The 23,161-nt window shown below is 56.1% G+C and carries 21 protein-coding genes; 20 read left to right on the forward strand and 1 reads right to left on the reverse strand.

All coding sequences use genetic code 11. The features are described 5' to 3' along the window. The first annotated feature begins 283 nt into the window (after positions 1-283). The 5 genes from HW273_RS06560 to arfA all read left to right on the forward strand — a co-directional run bounded on the left by HW273_RS06560 (position 284) and on the right by arfA (position 6,421). Complete coding sequence (locus HW273_RS06560; protein WP_179011013.1) at positions 284-1,339, forward strand: LacI family DNA-binding transcriptional regulator; 1,056 nt, start codon at positions 284-286, stop codon at positions 1,337-1,339. Positions 1,340-1,605: 266 nt separating this feature from the next. Further along, positions 1,606-2,979 carry an ABC transporter substrate-binding protein gene (locus HW273_RS06565; RefSeq protein WP_179011014.1) on the forward strand — a complete coding sequence of 458 codons (1,374 nt, stop codon included), beginning with the start codon at positions 1,606-1,608 and terminating at the stop codon, positions 2,977-2,979. 60 nt (positions 2,980-3,039) lie between these two features. Then, on the forward strand, positions 3,040-3,924 hold the full coding sequence (locus HW273_RS06570) for a carbohydrate ABC transporter permease (protein ID WP_179011015.1): 885 nt from the start codon (positions 3,040-3,042) through the stop codon (positions 3,922-3,924). A gap of 65 nt (positions 3,925-3,989) precedes the next feature. Continuing rightward, complete coding sequence (locus tag HW273_RS06575; protein ID WP_442950860.1) at positions 3,990-4,793, forward strand: carbohydrate ABC transporter permease; 804 nt, start codon at positions 3,990-3,992, stop codon at positions 4,791-4,793. Between the two features lie 104 nt (positions 4,794-4,897). Beyond that, positions 4,898-6,421 (forward strand): arabinosylfuranosidase ArfA, encoded by a 1,524-nt coding sequence (arfA, locus tag HW273_RS06580; protein WP_179011017.1) that lies wholly within the window; start codon positions 4,898-4,900, stop codon positions 6,419-6,421. Positions 6,422-6,495: 74 nt separating this feature from the next. Here arfA and HW273_RS06585 read toward each other — a convergent pair whose 3' ends face one another. Continuing rightward, a complete protein-coding gene (locus tag HW273_RS06585; RefSeq protein WP_179011018.1) occupies positions 6,496-6,996 on the reverse strand; it encodes a COG2426 family protein in 501 nt (166 codons plus the stop codon). Between the two features lie 159 nt (positions 6,997-7,155). On the opposite strand from HW273_RS06585, the gene HW273_RS06590 reads away from it, so the two are divergent. The 15 genes from HW273_RS06590 (at position 7,156) to HW273_RS06660 (ending at position 23,148) form a co-directional block, all read left to right on the forward strand. After that, positions 7,156-7,311: a hypothetical protein gene (locus tag HW273_RS06590; protein WP_179011019.1), complete on the forward strand. Its 156-nt coding sequence runs from the start codon at positions 7,156-7,158 to the stop codon at positions 7,309-7,311. Continuing rightward, positions 7,308-8,609, forward strand: coding sequence for a tetratricopeptide repeat protein (locus tag HW273_RS06595; RefSeq protein WP_179011020.1), 1,302 nt, complete (start codon positions 7,308-7,310; stop codon positions 8,607-8,609). The genes HW273_RS06590 and HW273_RS06595 overlap by 4 nt, the downstream gene beginning before the upstream one ends. A 51-nt stretch (positions 8,610-8,660) precedes the next feature. Further along, positions 8,661-9,239, forward strand: a complete 579-nt coding sequence (locus HW273_RS06600; RefSeq protein WP_179011021.1) for a hypothetical protein — start codon at positions 8,661-8,663, stop codon at positions 9,237-9,239. Further along, entirely contained in the window at positions 9,226-10,113 is an 888-nt protein-coding gene (locus tag HW273_RS06605; RefSeq protein WP_179011022.1) for a hypothetical protein, read from the forward strand. The genes HW273_RS06600 and HW273_RS06605 overlap by 14 nt, the downstream gene beginning before the upstream one ends. Before the next feature lie 15 nt (positions 10,114-10,128). Then, entirely contained in the window at positions 10,129-10,977 is an 849-nt protein-coding gene (cdaA, locus tag HW273_RS06610; protein ID WP_179011023.1) for a diadenylate cyclase CdaA, read from the forward strand. After that, on the forward strand, positions 10,974-12,110 hold the full coding sequence (locus HW273_RS06615; RefSeq protein ID WP_179011024.1) for a CdaR family protein: 1,137 nt from the start codon (positions 10,974-10,976) through the stop codon (positions 12,108-12,110). The genes cdaA and HW273_RS06615 overlap by 4 nt, the downstream gene beginning before the upstream one ends. Before the next feature lie 20 nt (positions 12,111-12,130). After that, positions 12,131-13,576 carry an O-antigen polymerase gene (locus tag HW273_RS06620; RefSeq protein WP_179011025.1) on the forward strand — a complete coding sequence of 482 codons (1,446 nt, stop codon included), beginning with the start codon at positions 12,131-12,133 and terminating at the stop codon, positions 13,574-13,576. A gap of 108 nt (positions 13,577-13,684) precedes the next feature. Beyond that, a complete protein-coding gene (locus HW273_RS06625) occupies positions 13,685-14,134 on the forward strand; it encodes a DUF6465 family protein (RefSeq protein ID WP_179011026.1) in 450 nt (149 codons plus the stop codon). Positions 14,135-14,258: 124 nt separating this feature from the next. Beyond that, complete coding sequence (locus HW273_RS06630; protein ID WP_179011027.1) at positions 14,259-15,608, forward strand: methyltransferase RsmF C-terminal domain-like protein; 1,350 nt, start codon at positions 14,259-14,261, stop codon at positions 15,606-15,608. Between the two features lie 253 nt (positions 15,609-15,861). Further along, a complete protein-coding gene (locus tag HW273_RS06635) occupies positions 15,862-17,238 on the forward strand; it encodes a carboxyl transferase domain-containing protein (protein ID WP_179011028.1) in 1,377 nt (458 codons plus the stop codon). Positions 17,239-17,261: 23 nt separating this feature from the next. Beyond that, complete coding sequence (locus HW273_RS06640) at positions 17,262-18,023, forward strand: OadG family protein (RefSeq protein WP_179011029.1); 762 nt, start codon at positions 17,262-17,264, stop codon at positions 18,021-18,023. A gap of 30 nt (positions 18,024-18,053) precedes the next feature. Further along, positions 18,054-18,395: a biotin/lipoyl-containing protein gene (locus tag HW273_RS06645; RefSeq protein WP_179011030.1), complete on the forward strand. Its 342-nt coding sequence runs from the start codon at positions 18,054-18,056 to the stop codon at positions 18,393-18,395. A 52-nt stretch (positions 18,396-18,447) separates the two neighbouring features. After that, positions 18,448-19,596, forward strand: coding sequence for a sodium ion-translocating decarboxylase subunit beta (locus HW273_RS06650; protein WP_179011031.1), 1,149 nt, complete (start codon positions 18,448-18,450; stop codon positions 19,594-19,596). A gap of 49 nt (positions 19,597-19,645) precedes the next feature. Beyond that, positions 19,646-21,046 carry a pyruvate carboxylase subunit B gene (locus HW273_RS06655; protein ID WP_179011032.1) on the forward strand — a complete coding sequence of 467 codons (1,401 nt, stop codon included), beginning with the start codon at positions 19,646-19,648 and terminating at the stop codon, positions 21,044-21,046. A 254-nt stretch (positions 21,047-21,300) separates the two neighbouring features. Further along, a complete protein-coding gene (locus HW273_RS06660; protein WP_179011033.1) occupies positions 21,301-23,148 on the forward strand; it encodes an SH3 domain-containing protein in 1,848 nt (615 codons plus the stop codon). Positions 23,149-23,161: the final 13 nt, after the last annotated feature.

Below are 23,161 nucleotides of genomic sequence, written 5' to 3' on the forward strand. Positions count from 1 at the left end.
AGCTGTGAGACAAAAATCGGATAGGATAGAAGAGAGAAGGCTGCGGGATTCGCGGTCTTTTCTCTTTTCTCATTTTTCGTAACAGTTCAGCCAAAGGGAGCTCTGTGGAGGATAGGAGAATGGGAATTTTGCGGGCGAAGTGAAACGTATCACTTCATCTTGTAAAAGGAAAGCGCGGATAGTATGATGAGAGGGAGCATTCCGCTTCGCGGATTCTATGGATGATACAGCGGAATGCCTGCGGAGGAAAATGCCGCAGGACAGCGGCAGGAGCGGGGGCTATATGATTACGATAAAAGAGATCGCACAGCGCTGTGAGGTTTCCACGGCGACGGTATCCTATATCCTGAGCGGAAAAAGCGGCAAGGCATCCGAGAAAACCCGGGAGAGAGTGCTCAGGGTAGCGCGGGAGCTGGATTATGTGCCGAATGCTGCGGCGCAGCATCTGAAAAGCAAGCGGACGCGGAGCATCGGCGTCATTGTCGAGGATATGACGATTTTCAGCATTCCGGAAATCGTGGATGGCATCACGGATTACTGTGAGCAGCAGGACTATCAGATTCTTTTATTGAATCTTCGTCTTTTTAAGAAATTCAATGACAGCTACTATTACAAAACGGATTATTTCGAGCGGGTTCGGGGAGAGATTCGGAAGCTGATGAATAAGCAGGTGGAGGCGGTGATCTATGTTTCTGCACATGAGAGGATACTGCGCTGCATTCCGGAGGATCTCTCCATTCCGGCGGTCATGACCTACGGCTATACGAAGAGCAGCCGTGTTCCATCTGTGGTGGTGGACGATGTGCAGGGCAGCTATATGATTACGAAAAGGCTGCTGGACAGCGGGCATCGCCGGATCGGCGTCATCACCGGAAAACCGGACAGTCTGCATACGCAGGCCAGACAGATGGGCTTCCAGAAGGCGCTGTACGAGAGCTTCGTGCCCTTTCATCCGGAGGATATCCGGAATGGAGACTGGGAACGGCATTCCGGATATGCACAGACAGATCTCCTCCTCTCCAACGGTGTGACGGCGATCTTCTGCATGAACGATCTGATGGCAGGCGGTGTTTATGACAGGTTGGAGGAGCTGGGAATGCAGGTCGGACGGGACGTCTCTCTTGCAGGCTATGATGACCGTATGCTCTCCGCATATTACCAGCCGGGACTTACAACGGTACGCCTCCCGCTGCATGATATCGGCTATGAGGCGAGCCGCCTGATTCTGGATATGCTGGAAAATAAAAGGAGCTGGGAGGAGCCGTATGTCCTCTCGGTTCCCTGCGAGCTGGTGGAGCGCGCCTCGGTCTGTTCGTATAGAGAGCAGGACGGAAAATAGATGAAGGAGCGGGCAGGGCGGCAGGATGCCCTGCTTTTTGCTTGCATACGTTTTTTGAATCCCTCATATCTATAAAATATGCACAAAGTTAACCGTTTAGTTTTTTCGAAAAAATGTATTTAATAACGGATTTATGCTTGTAATTTTAGAAAAATAACGTATAATATGAGAAAAATAAAGTATTTTCATGGGAAAAGATGATGATTTTACGGAAAATGCTTTAAAACAAGATAGCGAAAGGCTAAACGATTCACAAAGGAGGAAGGATGAAAAAGACAGCGATTTCAGCGCTGCTCTGTATGGCGCTTACGGCAGGACTGCTGGGCGGCTGCGGGGCATCCGGCGCGGCAGGCAGTACAGAGAGCAGCACGGCAAAGAGCGAGGCAGGCGGGAAGACCGTAATGGAGGTCGAGGGGGAGAACGTGACGACCCTGGCCGTATGGACCTTCATTGAAATGCACCAAAAGTTCTATACGACGATGGCAGAAAAGTGGAACGAGGCACATCCGGACAGGAAGGTGAAGCTGGAGCTTTCCAATATGCAGTATGACGATATGCACAACAAGCTCTCTCTGGCGCTGGAATCCGGACAGGGCGCGCCGGATATCGCGGATATTGAACTGGGGAAGTTTCCGTCCTTCACGGCGGAGAAGGATATCAAGCTGATGGATCTCAGCGCTGTGATCGCACCCTACAGGGACAATGTGGTCAGCTCCCGCCTCGACATCTATTCCAAGGACGGGAAATACTACGGGCTTCCAACACATGTGGGCACGGAGGTCGCCTTCTATAATACCGAGGCACTGGAGAGCGCCGGGATTGACTACAGTACGATCAAGACATGGGAGGATTTCCGGGCAGCAGGGGTCAAATACCATGAGGCAAGCGGAAAGGAATTCGCCTGCGCGGAGACGACGGCGATGTGGATGGTCAATCTGATGCTGGCACAGAAGGGCGGGGACTATCTCGATGCCTCCGGGAAGCTGGCAGTCAATAATGAGAAGGTGGCAGAGGTGCTCCGTTATATCAAGGCGATGCAGGAGGACGGAGCACTCAGCACCGTTCCGGGCGGACAGCCGGACAATGAGGAGGCCTACCCGTATTACAATGACGGCAGCTATGCGGTGCAGATCATGCCGTTCTGGCAGACCTCCCGCTTCCTGAACTACCTGAAGGATCTGGACGGCAAGGTGGCGATCGCGCCGGTTCCGCGCTTCGGAGCGGAGGATGCGACGTGGACGATCGGCGGGGGCGGAACCGGCACCGCAGTTATCGCGGGCAGCGCCAATGCGGAGCTCGCAGCAGAGGTGATGGCATACATTAAGCTCTCTCCGGAGGCAAATGAGGAGATCTGGAGGGTGCTGGGCTTCGATCCGGTCAATACCTCCGTCTGGACGGATACCGCGCTGACAGAGGATCCGGAGAACCAGTATGTGAAGTTTTTTAAGACGAAGCCCTTCGCGCCGCTTCTGGAAATGCAGGAGGAGATCGGCTCGCTGAAGAGCCTTCAGGACAGCAAGGCGCCGTCTATCAACAATATCTTCTGTACGCAGGTGCTGACCAATATTTTCGACAGCGGTGCGGACATCCGGCAGGAGCTGGACAGCGCGCAGGAGCAGCTCGAAAACGAGCTCGGCTGAGCAAGACAGGTCTGCCCTCCGGCTTCTGCCGGGGGCAGAAAAGACAAAGGATGGTGGAAGGTGAGAAAGATACTGAATTCCAGAAAGGCGGCGCCCTATGTATTTATCCTTCCGTTTGTGCTGACGGTTCTGCTGTTCTGGGTCGGCCCGGTCGTGAATGGGGTTCTGCTGAGCTTTCAGGACGTGATGAAGGATGAATGGGTAGGGCTCCACAACTACCAGAGGATGCTGACGGACCGGATCTTCTATAAGGCGATCTGGAACAGTGTGAAGTATATGGCGGGGACGCTGCTTCTCCTGATTCCGTTCCCGCTCCTTTTCGCGGCGCTGCTGAATTCGAAGCTGATGCGCGGCGCGGATTTCTTTAAGTCGGTATATTTCCTGCCTGCGCTCACCTCTGTGGTGGTTGCCGGTACGGTTTTCCGGCTGATGTTCGGGGAGTCCGCGCGGGCACTTGCCAATCAGCTGATCGGCTTTCTGGGGATATCGCCGATCAAGTGGCTGAAAAATGCGGGAACCGCTTATTTTGCCATGCTTCTGCTTTGCTGCTGGAGATGGACGGGCGTCAATATCCTGTATTTTCTTGCAGGAATACAGTCAATTCCGCAGGAGCTCTACGAGGCGGCAGAGATTGATGGCAGCAGCCCGTGGCAAAGCTTTCGATATATCACGATTCCGCTGGTGAAGCCGACTGCCATCTACGTGCTGACGATCAGCATTTACGCAGGGCTGTCCATGTTTCTGGAGAGCTTCATGCTCTGGAAGGGAAATAATTCTCCGAACAACATCGGGCTCACGATCGTGGGCTATCTCTACCGGCAGGGGATCGAGAAACGTGCGATGGGCTATGCCTGCGCGGTAGGGATCGTGCTGCTTCTCATGGTTATGCTGGTGAATATGGTGCAGCTTCGCCTGACAGGAGCCTTTCGCAAGGAGGCAGAGTGATGCGGCAAAGGACAAAAACAAAGGGTGCAGGGGGAAACGGCAGGAATCGGGGAAGAACGGCTGCCATGCTGCTGCTTTTCACCCTGATAGCACTGCTGATCGTAACGCCGGTTTACGCGCTTTTCATCGCGAGCTTCAAGCCGGGAGAGCTGCTTCTGCAGTACGGTCTGAATCTGAGTCTGGAAATCGAGAAGATGGGGCTGGGCAATTATTTCCTTCTGTTCCGCGGCAGGCACGACTACTGGATCTGGTTCTGGAACAGCATGCTGCTCACGGCTGTGACGGTGCTGCTGACGCTTCTCGTCAGCTCCTTCGTGGCATACGGCTTCTCTGCCTATGAATTCCGCGGCAGGAATTTTCTTTTCTTCATCGTGCTGGCGATCATGTCTGTTCCGTTTGAGGTGGTGATGCTGCCGCTCTACAAGCAGATGTCGGACTGGAAAATGATGGACAGCTATACCGCGGTTGTGCTTCCGTTTCTGGCGCATGCCTCTACCATCTTTTTCTTCCGTCAGTATCTTCTGGGGATGCCGGCATCCTTGATTGAGGCAGGGCGGATAGACGGCGCGTCGGAGTACGGGATCTTCTTCCGTCTGATCATTCCGATCATGAAGCCGGCGTTTGCCGCGATGGCGATTCTGAACGGTATGAACGCGTGGAACAATTATATGTGGCCGCTGCTGGTGATCCGCTCGGCGGAGAAATACACATTGACGCTGGGGCTCAACACCCTGATCAATCCCTATGGGGACAATTACAGTCTGCTGATCGTAGGCGCTTTCTTCTCGATCCTGCCGGTCTTTCTCCTCTTCGTAGCGTTCCAGAGGTATTTTATCGAGGGAATGACGGCGGGAGCGGTGAAGGGCTAACAAGCGGCAGGGGATATCACATATTTTGCGGCAGTTCAGCTGTGCAGAGCCTTCTGTCTGAATTGCCGCCTTATTCTGAAATGGCTTTTAATGGAGGATATTATATGGCGCAGCATGGGAAATTACGGATGATTCTGGATCGGGATTACCGGATTGCGGAGCTGGATCGGAGGGTATTCGGTTCCTTCATCGAGCATCTGGGAAGAGCGGTGTACGACGGGATCTATCAGCCGGGGCATCCGATGTCGGATGAGGAGGGCTTCCGGAAGGATGTGATAGCGCTGGTGCGGGAGCTGGAGGTGCCGATCATCCGTTACCCCGGCGGAAATTTCGTATCCAACTTCTATTGGGAGGATTCTGTCGGACCGCGGGAGAAGCGGCCGAAGCGGCTGGAGCTCGCATGGCGGAGCACAGAGTCCAATCAGGTGGGGCTCCATGAATTCAGCAGGTGGGCGGAGAAGGCAGATTCCTCGGTTATGATGGCGGTGAATCTGGGAACCAGAGGCGTGCAGGATGCCTGCAACCTGCTGGAATACTGCAATCACCCGTCCGGCAGCCGTTACGCGGATCTTCGGATCGAGCATGGGGCGAAGGATCCCTACAATATCAAGGTCTGGTGCCTGGGAAACGAGATGGACGGCCCATGGCAGCTCGGGATGAAGACGATGGAGGAGTATGGGAGAATCGCAGCGGAGACGGCGAAGGCAATGAAGCTCATCGATCCGGGCATCGAGCTGGTGAGCTGCGGCAGCTCCTCGATCGAGATGCCGAGCTTTCCGCAGTGGGAGGCAGCGACGCTGGAGCATACCTATGACTATGTGGACTACATTTCTCTCCATAACTATTATGGGAATCGGAAGGACGATTCGGCGGATTTCCTTGCCTGCTCCGATGATATGGATCGCTTTATCCGAAGTGTCGTTGCGACCTGCGACTTCGTAAGGGCGAAGAAGCGGGGGAGGAAGGACATCATGCTGAGCTTCGACGAATGGAATGTCTGGTTTCATTCCAATGCGGCGGACGAGGATATCATGCGGAACCATCCGTGGCAGCAGCATCCGCGGCTGCTCGAGGATGTCTATAATTTCGAGGATGCACTTGCGGTCGGGCTCCTGCTGATCACGCTGATGAAGCATGCCGACCGTGTGAAGATGGCATGTCTTGCCCAGCTTGTCAACGTTATCGCGCCGATCATGACTGAACCGGACGGCGGAGCGGCATGGCGGCAGACGATATTCTATCCCTTCCTGCATGCCTCCCGCTACGGCAGAGGGACGGTGCTTATGCCGGCAGGCTCTGTGACGAAGCACCGCACCTCCGGGCATGACGAAATCACGGATGCAGAGTCGATTGCAGTCTGGCAGGAGGAGAAGGAGGAGCTGACGCTCTTCCTCGTGAACCGAAATCTGGAACGACCGGTGGAGCTCTCTCTGGATATCCGCTCCTTTCCGCAGTATCAGGTGCTGGAGCATATCGTGCTGGAGAGCCCGGATCTGAAGGCGGTAAACAGCGCATCAGGTGAGAGCGTCCGCCCGGAGAAGCACGCGGGCACGCACGTTACAGACGGATGCGTAGAGGGGCTGCTGGCTCCGGCATCGTGGAATGTGATCCGGATGAAGAAAAGCTGATTTTCATGGAAACAAAAAGAGAAGGGAGTCCTATGTTCCGACAGGGCTCTCTTCTCTTTCTTTGGGATATCGCTTCATCGCAGCAGCGTGCCGAGCAGTCCGTAGCTCACGACGGACATGATGAGGGAGGCGAGCAGGACGCCCAGCAGGATGGAGGGTACGACGCGCCTGGGGCTCATCTTCAGGAGACCGGCGACGATAGAGCCGGTCCAGGCTCCGGTGCCGGGGAGGGGGATGCCTACGAAGAGCGTCAGTCCCCAGAAGCCGTATTTCTCGATGCCTGCTTGATGCCGATCTACCCGCCGCCGGAACCAGAGCGCGAGTCCCCTTGTCAGGGAAAAGCGCTCCAGCAGCGTCACGATCCGCTCGATGAAGAGCAGCACGAAGGGGATCGGGAGCAGATTTCCGAGGATGCAGATCAGCAGCGCGCGGGGATAGGGGAGTCCGAGCAGGGAGGCAGCGAGCAGACCGCCCCGAAGCTCGAGGACAGGGAGCAGGGAAATCAGGAATACGATGCACTCTCCGGAAAGAATTCCACTGAGATGCCCGGTAAAAAACGTAACAAAAGCTTCCATATTTTCTCTTTTCTGTAAGCTTGAATCGATATTTAAGCTATGCTAAACTGTAATGAGTTATGTGGAGATACAATGGAAAATTGTAAGGGAAGCGGGCGATCCTGTCAAGACGGGTGGTACGCAGTACGGCTGTGAGGAGATAGCGCGGCGGGAGGAAATATGATTGATTTTGAGGAGGAGATCCAGCGCTTCAAGCCGAGCCTGGATGTAGAGGAGATCGAGGATGCGATCGTAAAGACCGATCTCACGGATATGAACGACATTATGACGAGGCTGATCGAGGAGGCCTCGAAGAGGGACATAGACGGAAGATGAAGTATGACATCATGCTCGAGAGAATCGCGAACTGCTACTATAATATGGGACTGGAGCGTGCCCGTCTCCGGGATCTGAGCGGTGCGGCGGGGCTTCTGAAGCGTGCATTGCAGTTCGACAAGTACCAGAAGGACGCGAGGAATCTGCTCGGGCTGATTTTCTTTGAATGCGGGGAGGTGGCGGACGCGCTGGTGCAGTGGGTCATCAGTATGAATCTGCTGCCGGAGGACAATATCGCGGATTATTATCTGGATGAGGTCCAGCGGAAACCGGCGATCCTGCATATCTGCTCAGAGAATGTGAAGCGTTATAATCAGGCGTTGGACTATGCGCAGAACAACAATGAAGACCTCGCGATGATGCAGCTTAATCAGGTGATAGAGGACAGCCCGAACTATGTGAAGGCGTATATTCTGGAAGCGCTGCTCTATATGAAGCATGAAAACTGGGTCAAGGCGGGACGATGCCTGTACCGTGTGCTGAAGATCGACCGGAACAATCCGAAGGCGCTGGTGCTGATGGATGAGGTCAAGAAGCGAACCGGACGCGCGGAGGTCGAGCAGAGCCGGCTTCGGAATGTATTCTCCCACCGGAGGATGACGGAGGACGACGTATTGATTCCGCAGGAGGTACGGCAGCTGTCCCCATGGGCTGTTGTTGCCTGCATCCTGATCGGTATGACGCTGGCACTGCTCTTCTTCTATCTGCTGCTGCTTCCGGCGCGCCTGAAGGCGTTGAATGGAAAGAACAATCAGGAGCTGATCCTTTATACGGAGAAGCTGGATGCGGCGAACCGGCAGCTCACGGAGCTGCAGAGCAAGAATGCAGAGCTGCAGTCGCAGTACGACACGGTTCAGAACCAGCTTACGCAGTATGAGAGCGGCAATGCCGGCTTCAAGTCCCAGTATGAGACTCTGACAGAGATTTCTGCGAGATATCAGGCGGGGGATATGCTGGGGGCGGCGAAGCTGTATGCCTCGCTGAATGCGTCGGAAATCACCGACGAGAGCCTGCTTAATATGTACAACGAAGTCAAGTCCTATATGGAGGGAAGTGCCTACCGGACGCTGGCGGAGGCGGGAACTGCAGCATGGAACAGCGGCAGCTTCGATCAGGCGGTGGAGTATTATACCCAGAGTCTCGCGCTTCGGGAGGAGGCGGAGAATATGTTCCTGCTGGCACGGCTGTACCAGAGCCGCGGAGAGACAGAGCAGGCGAATGCGCTATTTGACCGTATCGTCGGAGAGCATCCGGATACGCCGTATGCGGAAAGAGCGAGACAGGCGAGAGGTTACTGACATCGCAGGCAGAAAGGGAGAGCGGATTTGGATATTGAGAAGGTCCATATTATGACAAAGCTTGCTATCTTCGAGAAGAGGGAGGGCAGGGATATCATGGAGGTCAGCCGTTTCTTCAAGGGGGATTATGTGGCGGCACGGATCTTCAAGGCGATCCTGCATTACAGCCTCTGCTTCCTGCTCGTCACGATGCTTGCGGTGCTGATCCAGCTGGAGACGATCCTTCTGAATCTGAATTTTCGCTTTTTGGGGGATGCAGCGAGGCTCGTTTCTCTGCTCTATCTGATCGGTCTGCTGCTTACGATCGTCGTGTCCGGCTTCGGCGCGGGCGCGCGGTATGACCGCGCCGAAGCGCTGGGCGAACGCTACATCGAGAAGCTGGAGAGCCTGCTCTCCTATGAGCAGGCAGGCCGCGCCGTGCGCTATGCGAGAGAGGAAGCGTCGAGCTATATGCGGGAACACCTCCAAGGCATGGAGAACGGGAGGCAGCAGCCTGCGCCGGAGGAGGAAGAGCAGCCTGCGGAGGATTGGTTGGATTCGGAGGACGAGACAGAGGAGGACTGGCTGGACGAGCCGGAGATCGATGTATTGAATATTATGCAGAGGGGGAACAAGCATGCAGTTCACTGAGATAAGGGATGGTCTTTCGGATTTTTTCAGAAAGCATGACTACTGGCTGCTTCCTCTGCTCCGCAGTCTGACAGCCTTTCTGGTGCTGCTCCTCTCGGTGCTGAATTTCACGAGGGGAATCACGGGCGGGGTGTTCCTGCTTCTCATTTTTATGACGATTCTTGCCTCATTTCTCCCCTGGTCGGTGATTCCGATGGAGGCGGGGGTGCTGCTCCTGTACTGCCTGTACCGCAGCTCTCTCGAGCTTGCGCTCTCCGCGGCGGTCTTTTTTCTGCTGCTGACGCTGGTACAGTCTGCCTTCCGCGGCGGATATGCGGTGCTGATCGCGCTGATGCCGCTGGCATTTCTCTTTCATATTCCCTATGTGCTGCCAATGATTGCGGGACTGAGCCTCGGTCTGGTAGCAGCGGTACCGATCGCGCTCGGGACGATGCTCTACTATTTTCTCCGTCTCATCGCTGTGAAGCTCGGCGCAGAGGCGGGAGGGAGCGGCGTAGAGGAGCTGGCGAGCCGCTACGGAGAGCTCTTCCTCGAGTACATCGGGAATCGGGAGATGGTGCTGCTGCTTTTTACGCTGCTGCTCTGCTTCCTTGCGGTCTTTGTGATCCGAAGCATTCCCTTCGATTATTCCTGGTACGCCGCCGTACTCGCGGGTGCACTGTTGAGCCTCGCCGCGGTCTTCCTCGGCAGCGGCTTCCTCGCGGGGCACAGTCTGCTGTCAGAGCTTGGAGCGGTAGCGACCTCGCTGGGAACCGCGGTGCTGTATATCCTGTTCGTACACGATGCGGATTATCGTCGGACAGAGAAGCTGCAGTTCGAGGACGATTCCTACTTTTATTATGTCAAGGCTGTGCCGAAGAGAAGGTCACGGTAGAGAAAGGATAACGCTTTGTCTGAGATACTCGTAAAAATGAAGAGCTGGGTGAGCCTGCTGCCTCCCTTCACGCTGAACAGTGCGCTGGAGATCGTGATCCTCGCGGCATTCCTCTATGTATGCCTTCTCTGGATCAAGAATACGCGTGCTTGGGAGCTGCTGAAGGGGCTCTTGGTCATCGTGGCGTTCACCTTCTTTGCCGTGATCTTCCGTCTGACGACCATCGTCTGGCTGCTGGAGCGCATTTCTACCGTGGCGATCATTGCCGCTGCGGTGATTTTCCAGCCGGAGCTTCGGAAGGCGCTGGAGCAGCTGGGCTCGAAGAGCCTGTTTGCCCGCATTTTCCCGGAGCAGGCGGCGGACAACAGCTTCACGACGGTGAACGAGATCGTCAGGGCGACCTTCTCCATGGCGAGGAAGCGAACCGGGGCACTGATTGTGCTCGAGCAGAGCTATCCTCTCCGGGAGATCGAGGAAACCGGGATCGCGGTGGACGGGATCGTGACCGGCGCGCTCCTCATCAACATTTTCGAGAAGAATACCCCGCTGCACGACGGAGCGGTGGTTATCGCCCATAACCGGGTTACGGCGGCGACCTGCTATCTGCCGCTTTCGGAGGCAAACGACATTTCGAAGGACTACGGTACGAGGCACCGCGCGGCGCTCGGTATCTCGGAGGTGACAGATTCCGTTACCATCGTGGTTTCGGAGGAGACCGGCAATGTATCGGTGGCGGAAAACGGCGTTTTGAAGCTGATCCGCGACGAGAGCGCACTGCGGAGCTGCCTGCCCTCCGGGGAGGAGCGGAAGGAGACATCCTCCCGCTTCCCGTTTTTCCGCAGGGGGAAAGGAGGAGAGCGATGAGATATCTCCGGGAAAACTGGGGACTGAAGCTGATCAGCCTCCTGCTTGCGATTCTGCTCTGGCTGATCGTCGTCAATGTATCGAAGCCGGAGATCTCGGATTACCGGACAGTGGATCTGGATATCCTGAATCAGGGCGTCTTCGCAGCCGAGGGGAAGGCATGGGATGTGGATCGGACGACGGTGAGCGTGGGCTACACGGTCAGAACCGATCAGCGCGCCAATATCAGCGCGAAGGATTTCCATGCCTATATCGATCTCAGGGATTACTCGATCACAGGGGCAGTTCCGGTTTATGTGGAGGTGTTGAATGAGAAGGACAGCCTGATCTCCGATGTCTCTGCCAGACCCTCTGTAGTGCGGGTCAGCATTGAAAATGTGCAGGAGAAGCAGTTCAATCTCAAGCTGAAACAGGTCGGGACGCCTGCGGACGGCTTCACGGTCTCCAATATGATCATCAGCCCGGAGACGGTCTATGTGAGCGGAACCGAATCCGCAATCGGCAGGATCTCGGAGGTCGGCGTCAATATCGATGTGAACAATCTGACGGAGAGCCGGAGCGGTACGGTGAAGCCGGTGTTCTATGACGCAAATGGCAATATCATTACGGGGCTTTCGGATCTGAGCCTTTCGGACAGCGAGATCAACTATTCTGTCACGCTGCACAGGAAGAAAAGCATTAATCTGCTTTCCTCGATCCGCGGCACACCCGCGGTGGGCTACCAGTATGAGAGCATGACCGTATCGCCGGATTCGATACAGCTTTCCGCCTCCAATACGGTGATCGACGCAATGACGGTCTTCGAGCTTCCGGCGGTAGATATCACGGGAGCGACCGGCAGCCTGACCCAGACCTTCCATATCGCAGACTATCTTCCGGCAGGCGTGGAGCTGGCAGAGCCGAGCGGTGACGTCAATGTCACAGTCCGGATCGAGAGGATTCCGGAGACAGAGACGACGGCACCCGAGAGCACGGAGTCCCTGCCGCGGGAGAGCACGCGGCAGGAGAATGAGAGCGGTACGGAAGAGAGTCACACGGAGACGACGGAGAGCAGAGCGGAGACATCCATAGCGCGCAGCAGGACAGAGGAGCCGAGAGAGCCCTCCCAGCCGGAGGCATCGGCAAGAGGCTGAGCGCGGCAAAGAGACGAAGTATGAAGAGTAAAACGGAAATCACGCCTTTTCGGGAGGCGGGGGAGCTTCTGTGGGAGCTTCTGCTGTTCAGCGCAGCGACAGTGCTGTCGTATCGATGCAGCCGGAGGGAGAGCTATCCTGCCTCCGGCTTTTTTCTGATTGCCGTAGCCTTTTTTCTGTATTTTCGAAACCGCAGCAGAGAGGGAGGGCTCCTGAATCTGCCGGGGCTCTTCGCGCTCGGGCTGCTTGGCGGGGAGGGAATCGCCTGCTTTCATCTGAGCCGGCTCGGGACGGTCTGGAGCAGGGAAACATGGCTTAGCTTCTATCTCTCCTATCTTGTCTTTCTGCCGCTTTACCGCCTGTTCTGCCGCCTGCTTCGGGAAAGGACAGGGCGGAAGGAAAGAGCGGAGAATATGCAGAGGAGGGATCGAGCGCAGGACGCAGAGCGGGCAGTGCAGAATGCAGAGATCCCGCGGCATGCGGCGGGGGGGATTGCCATAGCGCTTGGAGGCTTACTGGTGCTCAGTACGCTCTGCTTTTTGATCGAGGCGGCGGTGCTGGGCTTCATCCCGCTCTTCACGGTTGCGACGCCGCATGCGTATTCGAGCTTCCATCTCCCGGGAATTCATTACTTCACTACGCTTTCGGTGCTCTGTCCCTCGATTGCGCTGCTCTATCGTCTGACGCGGCGGGACACGGCGGGAGATACGGAGAAGAGACGCAGCCTGCTGCAGCGGATCGGAGGGGATCCCCTGTTTTTTCTGGGGCTGCTTCTTCCGTGGCTTCTTACCGTGCTGATGGTATCCCGCTTTCAGTTTCTGTTTTCGGTGCTGCTGCTTTTGTTTACGGCGTATTTCTGCGGGCTTCGTCTCCGGCGGGAGCGTCTGCTCGCTGTTTTTCTCGGAATGCTCGTTATCTATGTTCTTCTCACGGCGGAAAGGGCGCATTCCATCCGCTATCTGAATGAAATTTTCGAGATGAAAAATCCGGCGATGCCGATTTTTGTGACACAGCCCTATATGTATATTGCGAATAATTATGACAATTTCAATGTCATGACGGAGCAGCTCACGGAGCACAGCCATGGAATGCGGATGCTCTATCCCTTTGTCACGCTGTCAGCCCTCAAATACCTCGTGGAGCTGCCGCTTGCCTTTCCGCTCTTCACGACGAAGGCAGAGCTGACGACGGTTACGCTGCTCTATGACGCATGGTACGACTTCGGCATTCCGGGCGTACTGCTCTTCTCCGCCGCGCTTTCGTTCCTTTCTGCGCTCTGTACGGAGAGGCTGCGCCGCGCGGAAAATCCGTTTGCCTGTCTGATCGCCGCACAGCTTGCATTTTACCTGCTGTTTTCCTTTTTTACGACATGGTTTTCGAACCCCTCGACCCTGTTTTATCTTGTCTGGAGCATCTTTTTTTATATTTTTTACGGAATTTGTAATAAAAACAAAAGAAAAGCTTGACCGTCGTTTTTTCGCTCCGTATAATGCGAATGAAGCAAAAAACCGGGATATGGCGGACTTCCCGGGACTTTGAAGGCGGAGAACCGCCGCGGAAAGAGGAGGAGCGGTATGGAAAAAAAGAAGCTGGATAATGCTGCGGAAGTGAAAAAGGATGAGGCGCTGAAGGAATCCTTCGCGGAGATCCGCAGGGCGGCGAAGGCAGATCGGCAGGAGGATACGCCGAAGACGGCAGAAGCACCGAGGAAGGCTGCGGTGAAGTCCGCTGTGAAGAAGGAAGAGAAGGCTGCGGTGAAGGCTGCCGCGAAGAAAGAAGAGAAGGTCGCACCGAAGAAGGGACGCAAGCCCGCGGCAAAGGCTGCGGAGCCGAAGCTCAGCGTTACGCTTGAGTTTAACGGCAGGCAGATCCATGTGGAAGAGGTGCAGAAGCAGGCGCTGAAGGCAGCGAAAAAGGCAAAGAAGGACGCGAAGAGCGTCGAGGTCTATGTGGTGGCGAACCAGAGTGCTGCATATTATGTCATAGACGGCGAGGGGAAGGACGAGTACAAGATAAATCTTTAAGCTGACGATAGCAGAATGCCCTGTGACAGGGACAGGTACACGGGAGACTGGCCGATGATGAAAATCAGCGGGCAGTCTCCTTTCACTGCGGGGGTATCCCCTCGTACAGGAAAGGATAAAGAAAATGAGAGAATTGCCGTCGGAATTTCTCAGGAGGATGCGGGAGCTCTTAGGCTCTGAGGAAGAGCTGCAGAGCTTTCTTCTTTCGTATGAGAAGAGCGCGGAGCGGGGGCTCCGACTGAATCTCCGGAAGCTGTTCTCTCTTTCCGCTGAAAATCGGGAGAAAATATACGTGAAGCTGACGGAGGAGTGGGGTTGCTCCCCGCTTCCGGAGGCGAGCTGGGAGGAGAAGGACGGGAAACGCTATTATCGGGAGCTCTATCTGGACGAGGCGCGTCTTGCCGCGTTGGGAGTCCGTCCGGGGCGGCACCCCTACCATGAGGCGGGGCTCTACTATATGCAGGAGCCGTCTGCCATGCAGGCAGTACGCAGCCTGCATATTACGGAGAGCGATCGTGTCGCCGATCTCTGCGCCAGTCCCGGCGGGAAATCCGGTCATGCAGCGGACTTCCTTTCGATGGAAAAGGGCGGCATTCTTCTCAGCAATGAATATGTCGGAAGCCGGGCTCGCACCCTCTCCTCCAATATTGAGAGACTGGGGATCCTGCATTCCCTTGTTTTGAATGAGGATACGTCGCGTCTTGCCGAGCGTTTTCCGGCATATTTCAGCCGTGTCATTATTGACGCACCCTGCTCCGGAGAGGGGATGTTCCGGAAGGATGAGAACGCGGTCACCGAATGGAGTCCGGAGAATGTGGAGCGCTGTATCATGCGGCAGAGGGAGATCGTACGGAACGGGCTTAAGCTGCTGGCACCCGGCGGAAGGCTCGGTTACTCCACCTGTACCTTTGAACGGGGTGAGAATGAAGGAATCCGCGACTATCTTCTCTCGCTGAACAGTTCCCTCTCCCTTGTGAGTGAGAAACGAATTTTCCCGCACCGGGAACGCGGAGAGGGACATTATATCGCGGTGTTTGCGAAGGCGGGGGAGAGCAGGCGGGAACCGGGACGGGTGCGGCTTCTGGAAAGGCAGGAGGGAGAGCGACGCAGTCTCTTTCCGGATTCTCTCCCGGAGCCAGCAGGGCTTCGGACGCTGCGGGTCGGCTGCTTTAAGAGCCGAACAGAACGGAAGCGGGAGGAGCCGGAGCATGGGTATTCCCACACGGAGCCTGCGATGTCGGAATATCCCTGTATTTCGCTTTCCGAGGAGGATCGCAGGGTCTGGGATTACCTCACCGGGCTGGAGATCACGGCGGAGCGCGCCGAGCTCAAATTTCCGGAGGAGAAGATAAGAGAGACGTTTCAGAAGGGCTATGTGCTCGTCGCGGTAGATGGTGCGGCGCTCGGCTTCGGGAGATACGTGCAGGGCAGGATCAAAAATGACTATCCGAAGGGGCTGCGTTTCACGAGCTGAAAGCTGCCGACAGCTCCCGCGTCTATGAAAGCGTGTTTTTTTCTGCGATATTCATCATAAAGAAATCTTTGCCGGAACGATCATATAATATGGTAACCGTTCAGGCAGGTCATTCGCAATTACTGCGGCACAATATGTGAAATTCTTCACATTGTGCCGCTCTTTCGCTTGAAACAATTGGAGATATCATATATAATACACGCTAGTAAATCGGGGGAAAACCCTGCTTTATATAGGAAATGGAGGATAAAAAATGGATAATCAGGCAAGATCATCCGCAAGGGCCCGCATTCAGGCTTTGCTCGATGAATCCAGCTTCGTTGAGATCGGAGCGCTGGTGCAGGCCAGAGCGACGGATTTCAACATGGCGGAGAAGAAAGCGCCGTCTGACGGCGTGGTGACCGCTTACGGTACGATCGATGGCAGACTCGTATACGTCTATGCACAGGACGCGTCGGTGCTCGGCGGCTCCATGGGCGAGATGCACGCCCGCAAGATCGCGAACCTCTATGACATGGCAATGAAGATGGGAGCCCCGGTGATCGCACTTACCGACTGCTCCGGTCTCCGTCTTGAGGAGGCAAACGACGCGCTCTTCGGCATGGGCAGGATCTATCACAAGCAGACGCTCGCCAGCGGTGTGATTCCGCAGCTTGCAGCGGTATTCGGGACGAGCGGCGGCGGGATGTCTGTGCTGACTGCGCTTTCCGACTTTGTGTTCCTGGAGAAGGAGCATTCCCGTCTCTTCCTGAATGCGCCGGATGCGGTATTCGGCAATAAGGATGATGCGATCGCGAAGGCAGAGTCTCAGATGGAGAACGGCGCAGCAGACTTCGCCGGAACCGAGGAGGAGATCCTCGCTGAGATCCGCAGGCTGATTGCCATCCTTCCCTCCAATAATGAGGATTTCGGCGCCGTGGAGGAATGCACGGACGACCTGAACCGCTCCGTAGCAGGGATCGAGAAGCTGGGCGGCGCGGAGGCAGTGAAGCTCCTTGCGGATAACGGTATATTTGTCCAGACCAGAAGGGATTTCGCGCAGGATCTCGTGACGGGCTTTATCCAACTGAACGGGCAGACTACCGGCGTGGTAGCGACCACGGAGGAGGCGCTCCGCTGGAAGGGTGCGGAGCAGGCAGCGGCGCTCGTGAATTTCTGCGATGCCTTCGAGCTTCCGGTGCTGACGCTCACAAATGTCAGGAGCTACTATAATAACGAATGCAATGAAAGGAAGATGCCGAGGGCGGCGGCGAAGCTTGCAGCAGCCTATTCCAACGCTTCCGTGCCGATGGTCACGGTAGTGAAGAATGCCATCGGCACCGCGGGACTGACGCTCGGCTCCAAGGCGCTCGGCATTGACTATGTCTATGCTTATCCGGATTCGAAGCTTGGCGTGATGGACGCTAAGAAGGCTGCGGAGATCCTGGCTGCGGAGCAGGATGAGGCAGGAAAGGCGGCGATCGCGAAGGAGTTCGACGAGAAGAAGAATTCCGCACTGTCGGCAGCGCAGAGGGGGTATGTGGATGACCTCATCCGGCCGGAGGAAACCAGACAGAGGATTATCGCCGCATTTGAGATGCTATGTACGAAGAGCGTTTACAGACCGGACAAGAAGCACGGAACAGTGTAAGGAGTGGATGAATGAAGCAGTGGATGAAGAAGATAGTCCTTGGAGCCTGTCTTGCCATCAGCCTTCTGGTGTTTGCCGGCTGCGCGAAGGAGACGGTCGCCGTGACGATCGATCCGATGCAGAAGCAGACGCTGGAGAGCTCCTCGCTCAGCTATATGGAATCGCTGGGCTCGCTCCCGGCGGAGGAGATCCAGAAATCGATCGATCAGGCGGAGCATGACAGGAATGCCATCGTATATAACGGACTTACGAATTACCTGAATTCCATGCACCGGCTCGGAGCTTTCGTCAGCGCGGACAGCGCGGAGGCTGTGCAGGAGGCGGACGGCAGCTACAGGGTAGAGATCACGTCGACCTTCGAGAAGCGGAAGCTGCATCTGACGCTCGGACTCTCCGAGGACAGGCAGGCGTTTACGGAGATGACCTTCGAGCCGGAGTACAGCTTCGGAGAGAAGTTCGGCGATGCCGCGGGAAACCTCGTCGTGGGGATGGGTACGGTTATTGTCGTGCTGATTTTCATTGCATGGATCATCAGCCTCTTAAAGTATGTCAATGTGTTTGAGAAGAGGCGGAAGGCAGGCGGACAGGCGGCAGCAGCTCCTGCGGCGGTTCCGGCGCAGAAGGCAGCGGCAGCGCCGGTCAACGTATCGGGCGCGGAACTTGAGGCGGTTATCGCAGCGGCGATCGCGGCCTATGAGGCGGACAGGGATGGGGAGAGTGACGGCTTCGTACCGGGACCGACCCTGCAGAACGGGCTCGTGGTACGCTCGATCAGAAGACGTTAATTTAAATTCAGTCAAAAGGATGGGATAAAAATGAAGAATTATACAATCACCGTGAATGGTGTAGCTTACGATGTAACCGTTGAAGAGGGGAAGGGCGCTGCGGCTCCTGCAGTAAGAGCGGCAGCTCCGGCAGCTCCCGCAGCAGGCGGCGCGGCAGGCGCAGTTTCCGTCAGTGCGCCGATGCCCGGCAAGATCCTCGCTGTGAAGAAGAAGGTCGGAGAGGCTGTGAAGGCAGGGGATCCGATTCTCGTGCTGGAGGCGATGAAGATGGAGAACGATATCGTAGCGCCTCAGGACGGCACCATTGCTACCATCGAGGTGGCGGTAGGCGATGCAGTAGAGTCCGGTGCAACCCTGGCTACCATGAACTGAGTTCTGGCAGCTGACTTCATCTGATTTTGCTGATCTGGAGGTTATATAAAAAATGAATATAGTAGAGACACTATCTAACCTGGCACAGCAGACAGCATTCTTTAATCTGACCTGGGGCAACTACCTGATGATGCTTGTGGCGCTCGTATTCCTTTATCTCGGAATCGCGAAGGGCTTCGAGCCTCTTCTGATGGTGCCGATCGCATTCGGAATGCTGCTCGTGAATATCTATCCGGATATCATGCTTCCTGCCGAGAAATCCATGAATGGAACCGGCGGTCTGCTCTGGTACTTCTTCACCCTCGATGAGTGGACGATTCTTCCGTCCCTGATTTTCATGGGTGTCGGTGCGCAGACGGACTTCTCTCCATTGATTGCGAATCCGATCAGCTTTCTGTTGGGCGCGGCAGCCCAGTTCGGTATCTATGCCGCGTACTTCCTCGCTATTCTGATGGGCTTTAACGGCGCGGCGGCAGCTGCCATCTCCATCATCGGCGGCGCGGACGGGCCGACCTCCATTTTCCTCTGCAATAAGCTCGGGCAGACCGCTCTTCTCGGACCGATCGCTGTCGCGGCATACAGCTATATGTCCCTCGTGCCGATCATTCAACCGCCGATCATGAGGGCGCTGACGACCAAGGAGGAGAGAATGTGCAAGATGACACAGCTCCGTTCCGTTTCGAAGCTGGAGAAGATTCTCTTCCCGATCATCGTAACGGTAGTTGTCTGCCTGCTTCTTCCGACTACGGCTCCGCTGGTAGGAATGCTGATGCTCGGCAACCTCTTCAAGGAGTCCGGCGTTGTGAAGCAGCTCACGGAAACAGCAGCCAATGCTATGATGTACATCGTCGTGATCCTGCTCGGCACCTCCGTAGGCGCATCTACCTCCGCAGAGGCGTTCCTGAAGATGGATACCCTGAAGATCGTCCTGCTCGGATTGGTGGCTTTCGCATTCGGTACTGCGGCAGGCGTCGTAATCGGTAAGATCATGTACTATGCCTCCGGCAAAAAGATCAATCCGTTAATCGGTTCCGCAGGCGTATCTGCCGTCCCGATGGCGGCGCGCGTCTCCCAGAAGGTCGGCGCGGAGGACGATCCTACCAACTTCCTTCTCATGCATGCCATGGGACCGAATGTGGCGGGCGTGATCGGTACTGCAGTGGCAGCCGGTACCTTCATGGCTGTCTATGGCGTGAAGTAAATCCCCATGCCGAAGGCTTCGGCGGCACTAATAGTATAAGGAGAATAAAATGGCTAAGGTTAAAATTACAGAGACCGTGCTCCGTGACGCACACCAGTCTCTGATTGCTACACGTATGCCGAGGGAGGTTATGGAGCCGATCCTGGACACGATGGATCAGGTTGGCTACAATGCGGTAGAGTGCTGGGGCGGCGCCACCTTTGACGCCTGCCTCCGTTTCCTGAAGGAGGATCCGTGGGATCGTCTTCGGATGTTCAAGCGGCATTTCAAGAATACGAGGCTGCAGATGCTTTTCCGCGGGCAGAACATCCTCGGCTACAATCATTATGCGGACGATGTCGTAGAGTATTTCGTAGAGAAGTCGATTTCGAACGGCATCGATGTCATTCGTATCTTCGACTGTCTGAATGATATCCGGAATCTCGAGACGGCGGTTAAGGCGACCAAGAAGGAGCAGGGACATGCGCAGATCGCGCTCTGCTACACGCTGGGCGATGCCTACACGCTCGAGTATTGGGAAAAGCTGGCGCGTGACGTAGAGAATCTGGGCGCCGATTCCCTCTGCATCAAGGATATGGCGGGGCTCCTGCTTCCGCAGGCAGGCTACGACCTTGTGAAAGCGCTGAAGAGAGGCACCAGGCTTCCGATCGAGATCCATACGCACTACACCTCCGGCATGGCATCCATGACCTATATGAAGTGCGTAGAGGCGGGTGCGGACATCATCGATACGGCGTCCACCCCGTTTGCGCTCGGCACCTCCCAGCCGTCTACCGATGTTATGGTGAAGGCGTTTGAGGGAACGGAGTATGACACCGGGCTGGATCTGGAGAGGCTGATCAAGGTCTCCAACCACTTCACGCCGTACCGTGAGGAATGCCTGAAGACCGGACTGATGTCCACCAAGGTGCTGGGCGTGAATATCAATACGCTGAAATATCAGGTTCCGGGCGGCATGCTCTCCAATCTGATTTCCCAGCTGCATCAGGCAGGCAAGGATGACAAGCTCACGGAGGTGCTGGAGGAGGTGCCGCGCGTGCGGAAGGACTTCGGAGAGCCGCCGCTGGTTACGCCGTCCTCACAGATCGTCGGCACGCAGGCAGTGATGAATGTCCTGACGGGTGAGCGCTACAAGATGGTTCCGAAGGAGTCCCACAAGCTGGTAGCGGGTGAGTTCGGACAGTCAGTGAAGCCGGTGGATCCGGAGGTTCTCCGGAAGATCCTGAAGCCGGGTGAGGAGCCGATCACAGACAGGCCGGCGAATCATATCGCGCCGCAGCTTGCGAAGTTCACGGAGGAATGCAGGCAGTGGACGCAGCAGCCGGAGGACGTATTGTCCTATGCGCTGTTCCCGGCGGTAGCGAAGGAGTTCTTCGAATACAGAGAGGCGCAGCAGAGCGGCATCGCCGTGAAGCAGGCCGACAAGGAGAATAAGGCATATCCGGTTTAAGGATCGGATATGCGGAGCCGTGAAGAAGCCTATTTCCCGCTTCTTCACGGTTTTTATATTTGAAGCCGCGTCCGTGCCTTGTCTTTCCCGCGCTTATGGCAGTCTTTAAAAATTCGTTTCTTTTATCTGAAAAATCCGAAATAACGTTGACGGAGCGAAAGCATTTATCATACACTGTTATTATTCGGAGGCTCGGATAAATGTCCGGATCCCGGGCGTGTTATATCCATACAGACTGGCTTGGAGAGAGGCAAATGAGGAGAAATTTCGGCAGGATCGGCATTGCGGCGCTGACAGCGGCGGCGCTGCTGTTCAGTCCCTTATCATCTATATGTAACCCTGCGGCATCGGCTGCGGCGGCGAATCGCTCCGCGGTGATCCGCGGTACGCTGATCAATGTCCGTACAGGAGCGGGGACGGAAACCGGAAAGGTGGCGAGTCTCAGCGGCGGTATGGCCGTTACAGTGACCGGAGAACGGAACGGCTCGGACGGAAAGCTGTGGTACAGCATCAGCTTTTCGGGCGGGAACGGCTACGTGCGTTCTGATTTTGTTCGCTTTCCGAGTGCTTATACGACGGACAGCGCCTTTGAGCAGTATTTGAATGAGCAGGGCTTCCCGGAGAGCTACAAGGCGGGGCTTCGGCAGCTTCATGCGGAGTATCCGAGCTGGGTATTTAAGGGCTTTCGTACGGGACTTGACTGGAATGCCGCGCTGAATGGAGAGATGGAGGGGACAAACAGCCTGATCGACAAGGATTCGATCTCCTCATGGAAATCGACAGAGAACGGCAAGTTTGACTGGACGACGAGCAGCTGGCCCGGCTTCGACGGCGCGACCTGGGTGGGCGCTTCCCGTGAGATCACGGCATACTACATGGATCCGCGGAATTTTCTGGATGATAAATACATTTTCCAGTTTGCCATACACAGCTACAATCCTGCGACACAGAATATTGACGGGCTCCGTGCGATGCTGCGGGACAGCTTCATGAACAGCGGCGCGTCCGGAACGCAGACCTTTACGGACGGCGGGCAGGCTGCTGTGCAGAGCACAGCGGAGAACACGTCAGAGAGCTTCCTCGGCTTCGAAGGACCGGGCGAGACGGGGGATAGGGCGGAGAGCGGTGCTGTGCAGACTACGGCCGGGAATGGCAGCGCGGTGATCTCGGTCGGAGAGGGACCGGGCATCGGACTCGGCTCCAATGCGGCATCCGCTTCCGGCGGCGCTTCGATTACGCTTACCGGTGCGGGCAGCTATGCGGATATCATCATGGAGGCGGCGGAAAAGACGCAGCAGAATCCGTATGTTCTCGCGGCGATGATCCTGCAGGAGCAGGGCAAGGGGACGAGCGGTTCGATCTCCGGCAGCAGCGGGCATTACAATTACTTTAATGTCGGCGCCTACGCACAGAATGGGATGTCAGCCGTGGAGAGAGGGCTCTGGTATGCCTCCCAGAACGGCAGCTACGGTCGGCCGTGGAACACGGTGGAAAAGTCGATCGTGGGCGGTGCGCAGTTCTTCGCGGAAAACTATCTGAAGGCGGGGCAGAATACGCTCTATCTGAAGAAATTCAATGTGCAGGGAGCCAATATCTACAAGCACCAGTATATGACCAATGTACAGGGAGCTGCGGAGGAGGGGGCGAAGCTGGGGAGCGGATATACCGCAGAGATGAAGCAGCTTCCGCAGGAATTCAGCATTCCGATCTATGAGAATATGCCGGATACGCCCGCGCCGATCCCGACCGGGGACGGGAATCCGAATAACAAGCTCCGCTCGCTGACGGCGGAGGGCTTCACGCTGACACCGAATTTCAATATGGACGAGGGGCTGTATACGCTGGTAGTGGAGGAAACGGTTTCCGCTGTGAATATACAGGCGGCAGCCGCGGAGAGTCATGCGTCGATCACAGGAGCAGGACGAATCGCATTGAATGAGGGTGCGGCCGACGTGCCCATTACCGTGACTGCGCAGAATGGCTCGACGAGACAGTACCTGATCCGGATTCGCAGACAAAGCGGCGGACAGGGGAGCGGTACGACTGCGGCAAATGAGGGCGGGGCGCCGATCCTTGACATCGGAAACAGCCCGGTGAACTAGGGGAGTATAGAGG

Origin of the sequence: Oribacterium sp. oral taxon 102, assembly GCF_013394775.1 — a bacterium.
Taxonomy (GTDB): Bacteria; Bacillota; Clostridia; order Lachnospirales; family Lachnospiraceae; genus Oribacterium.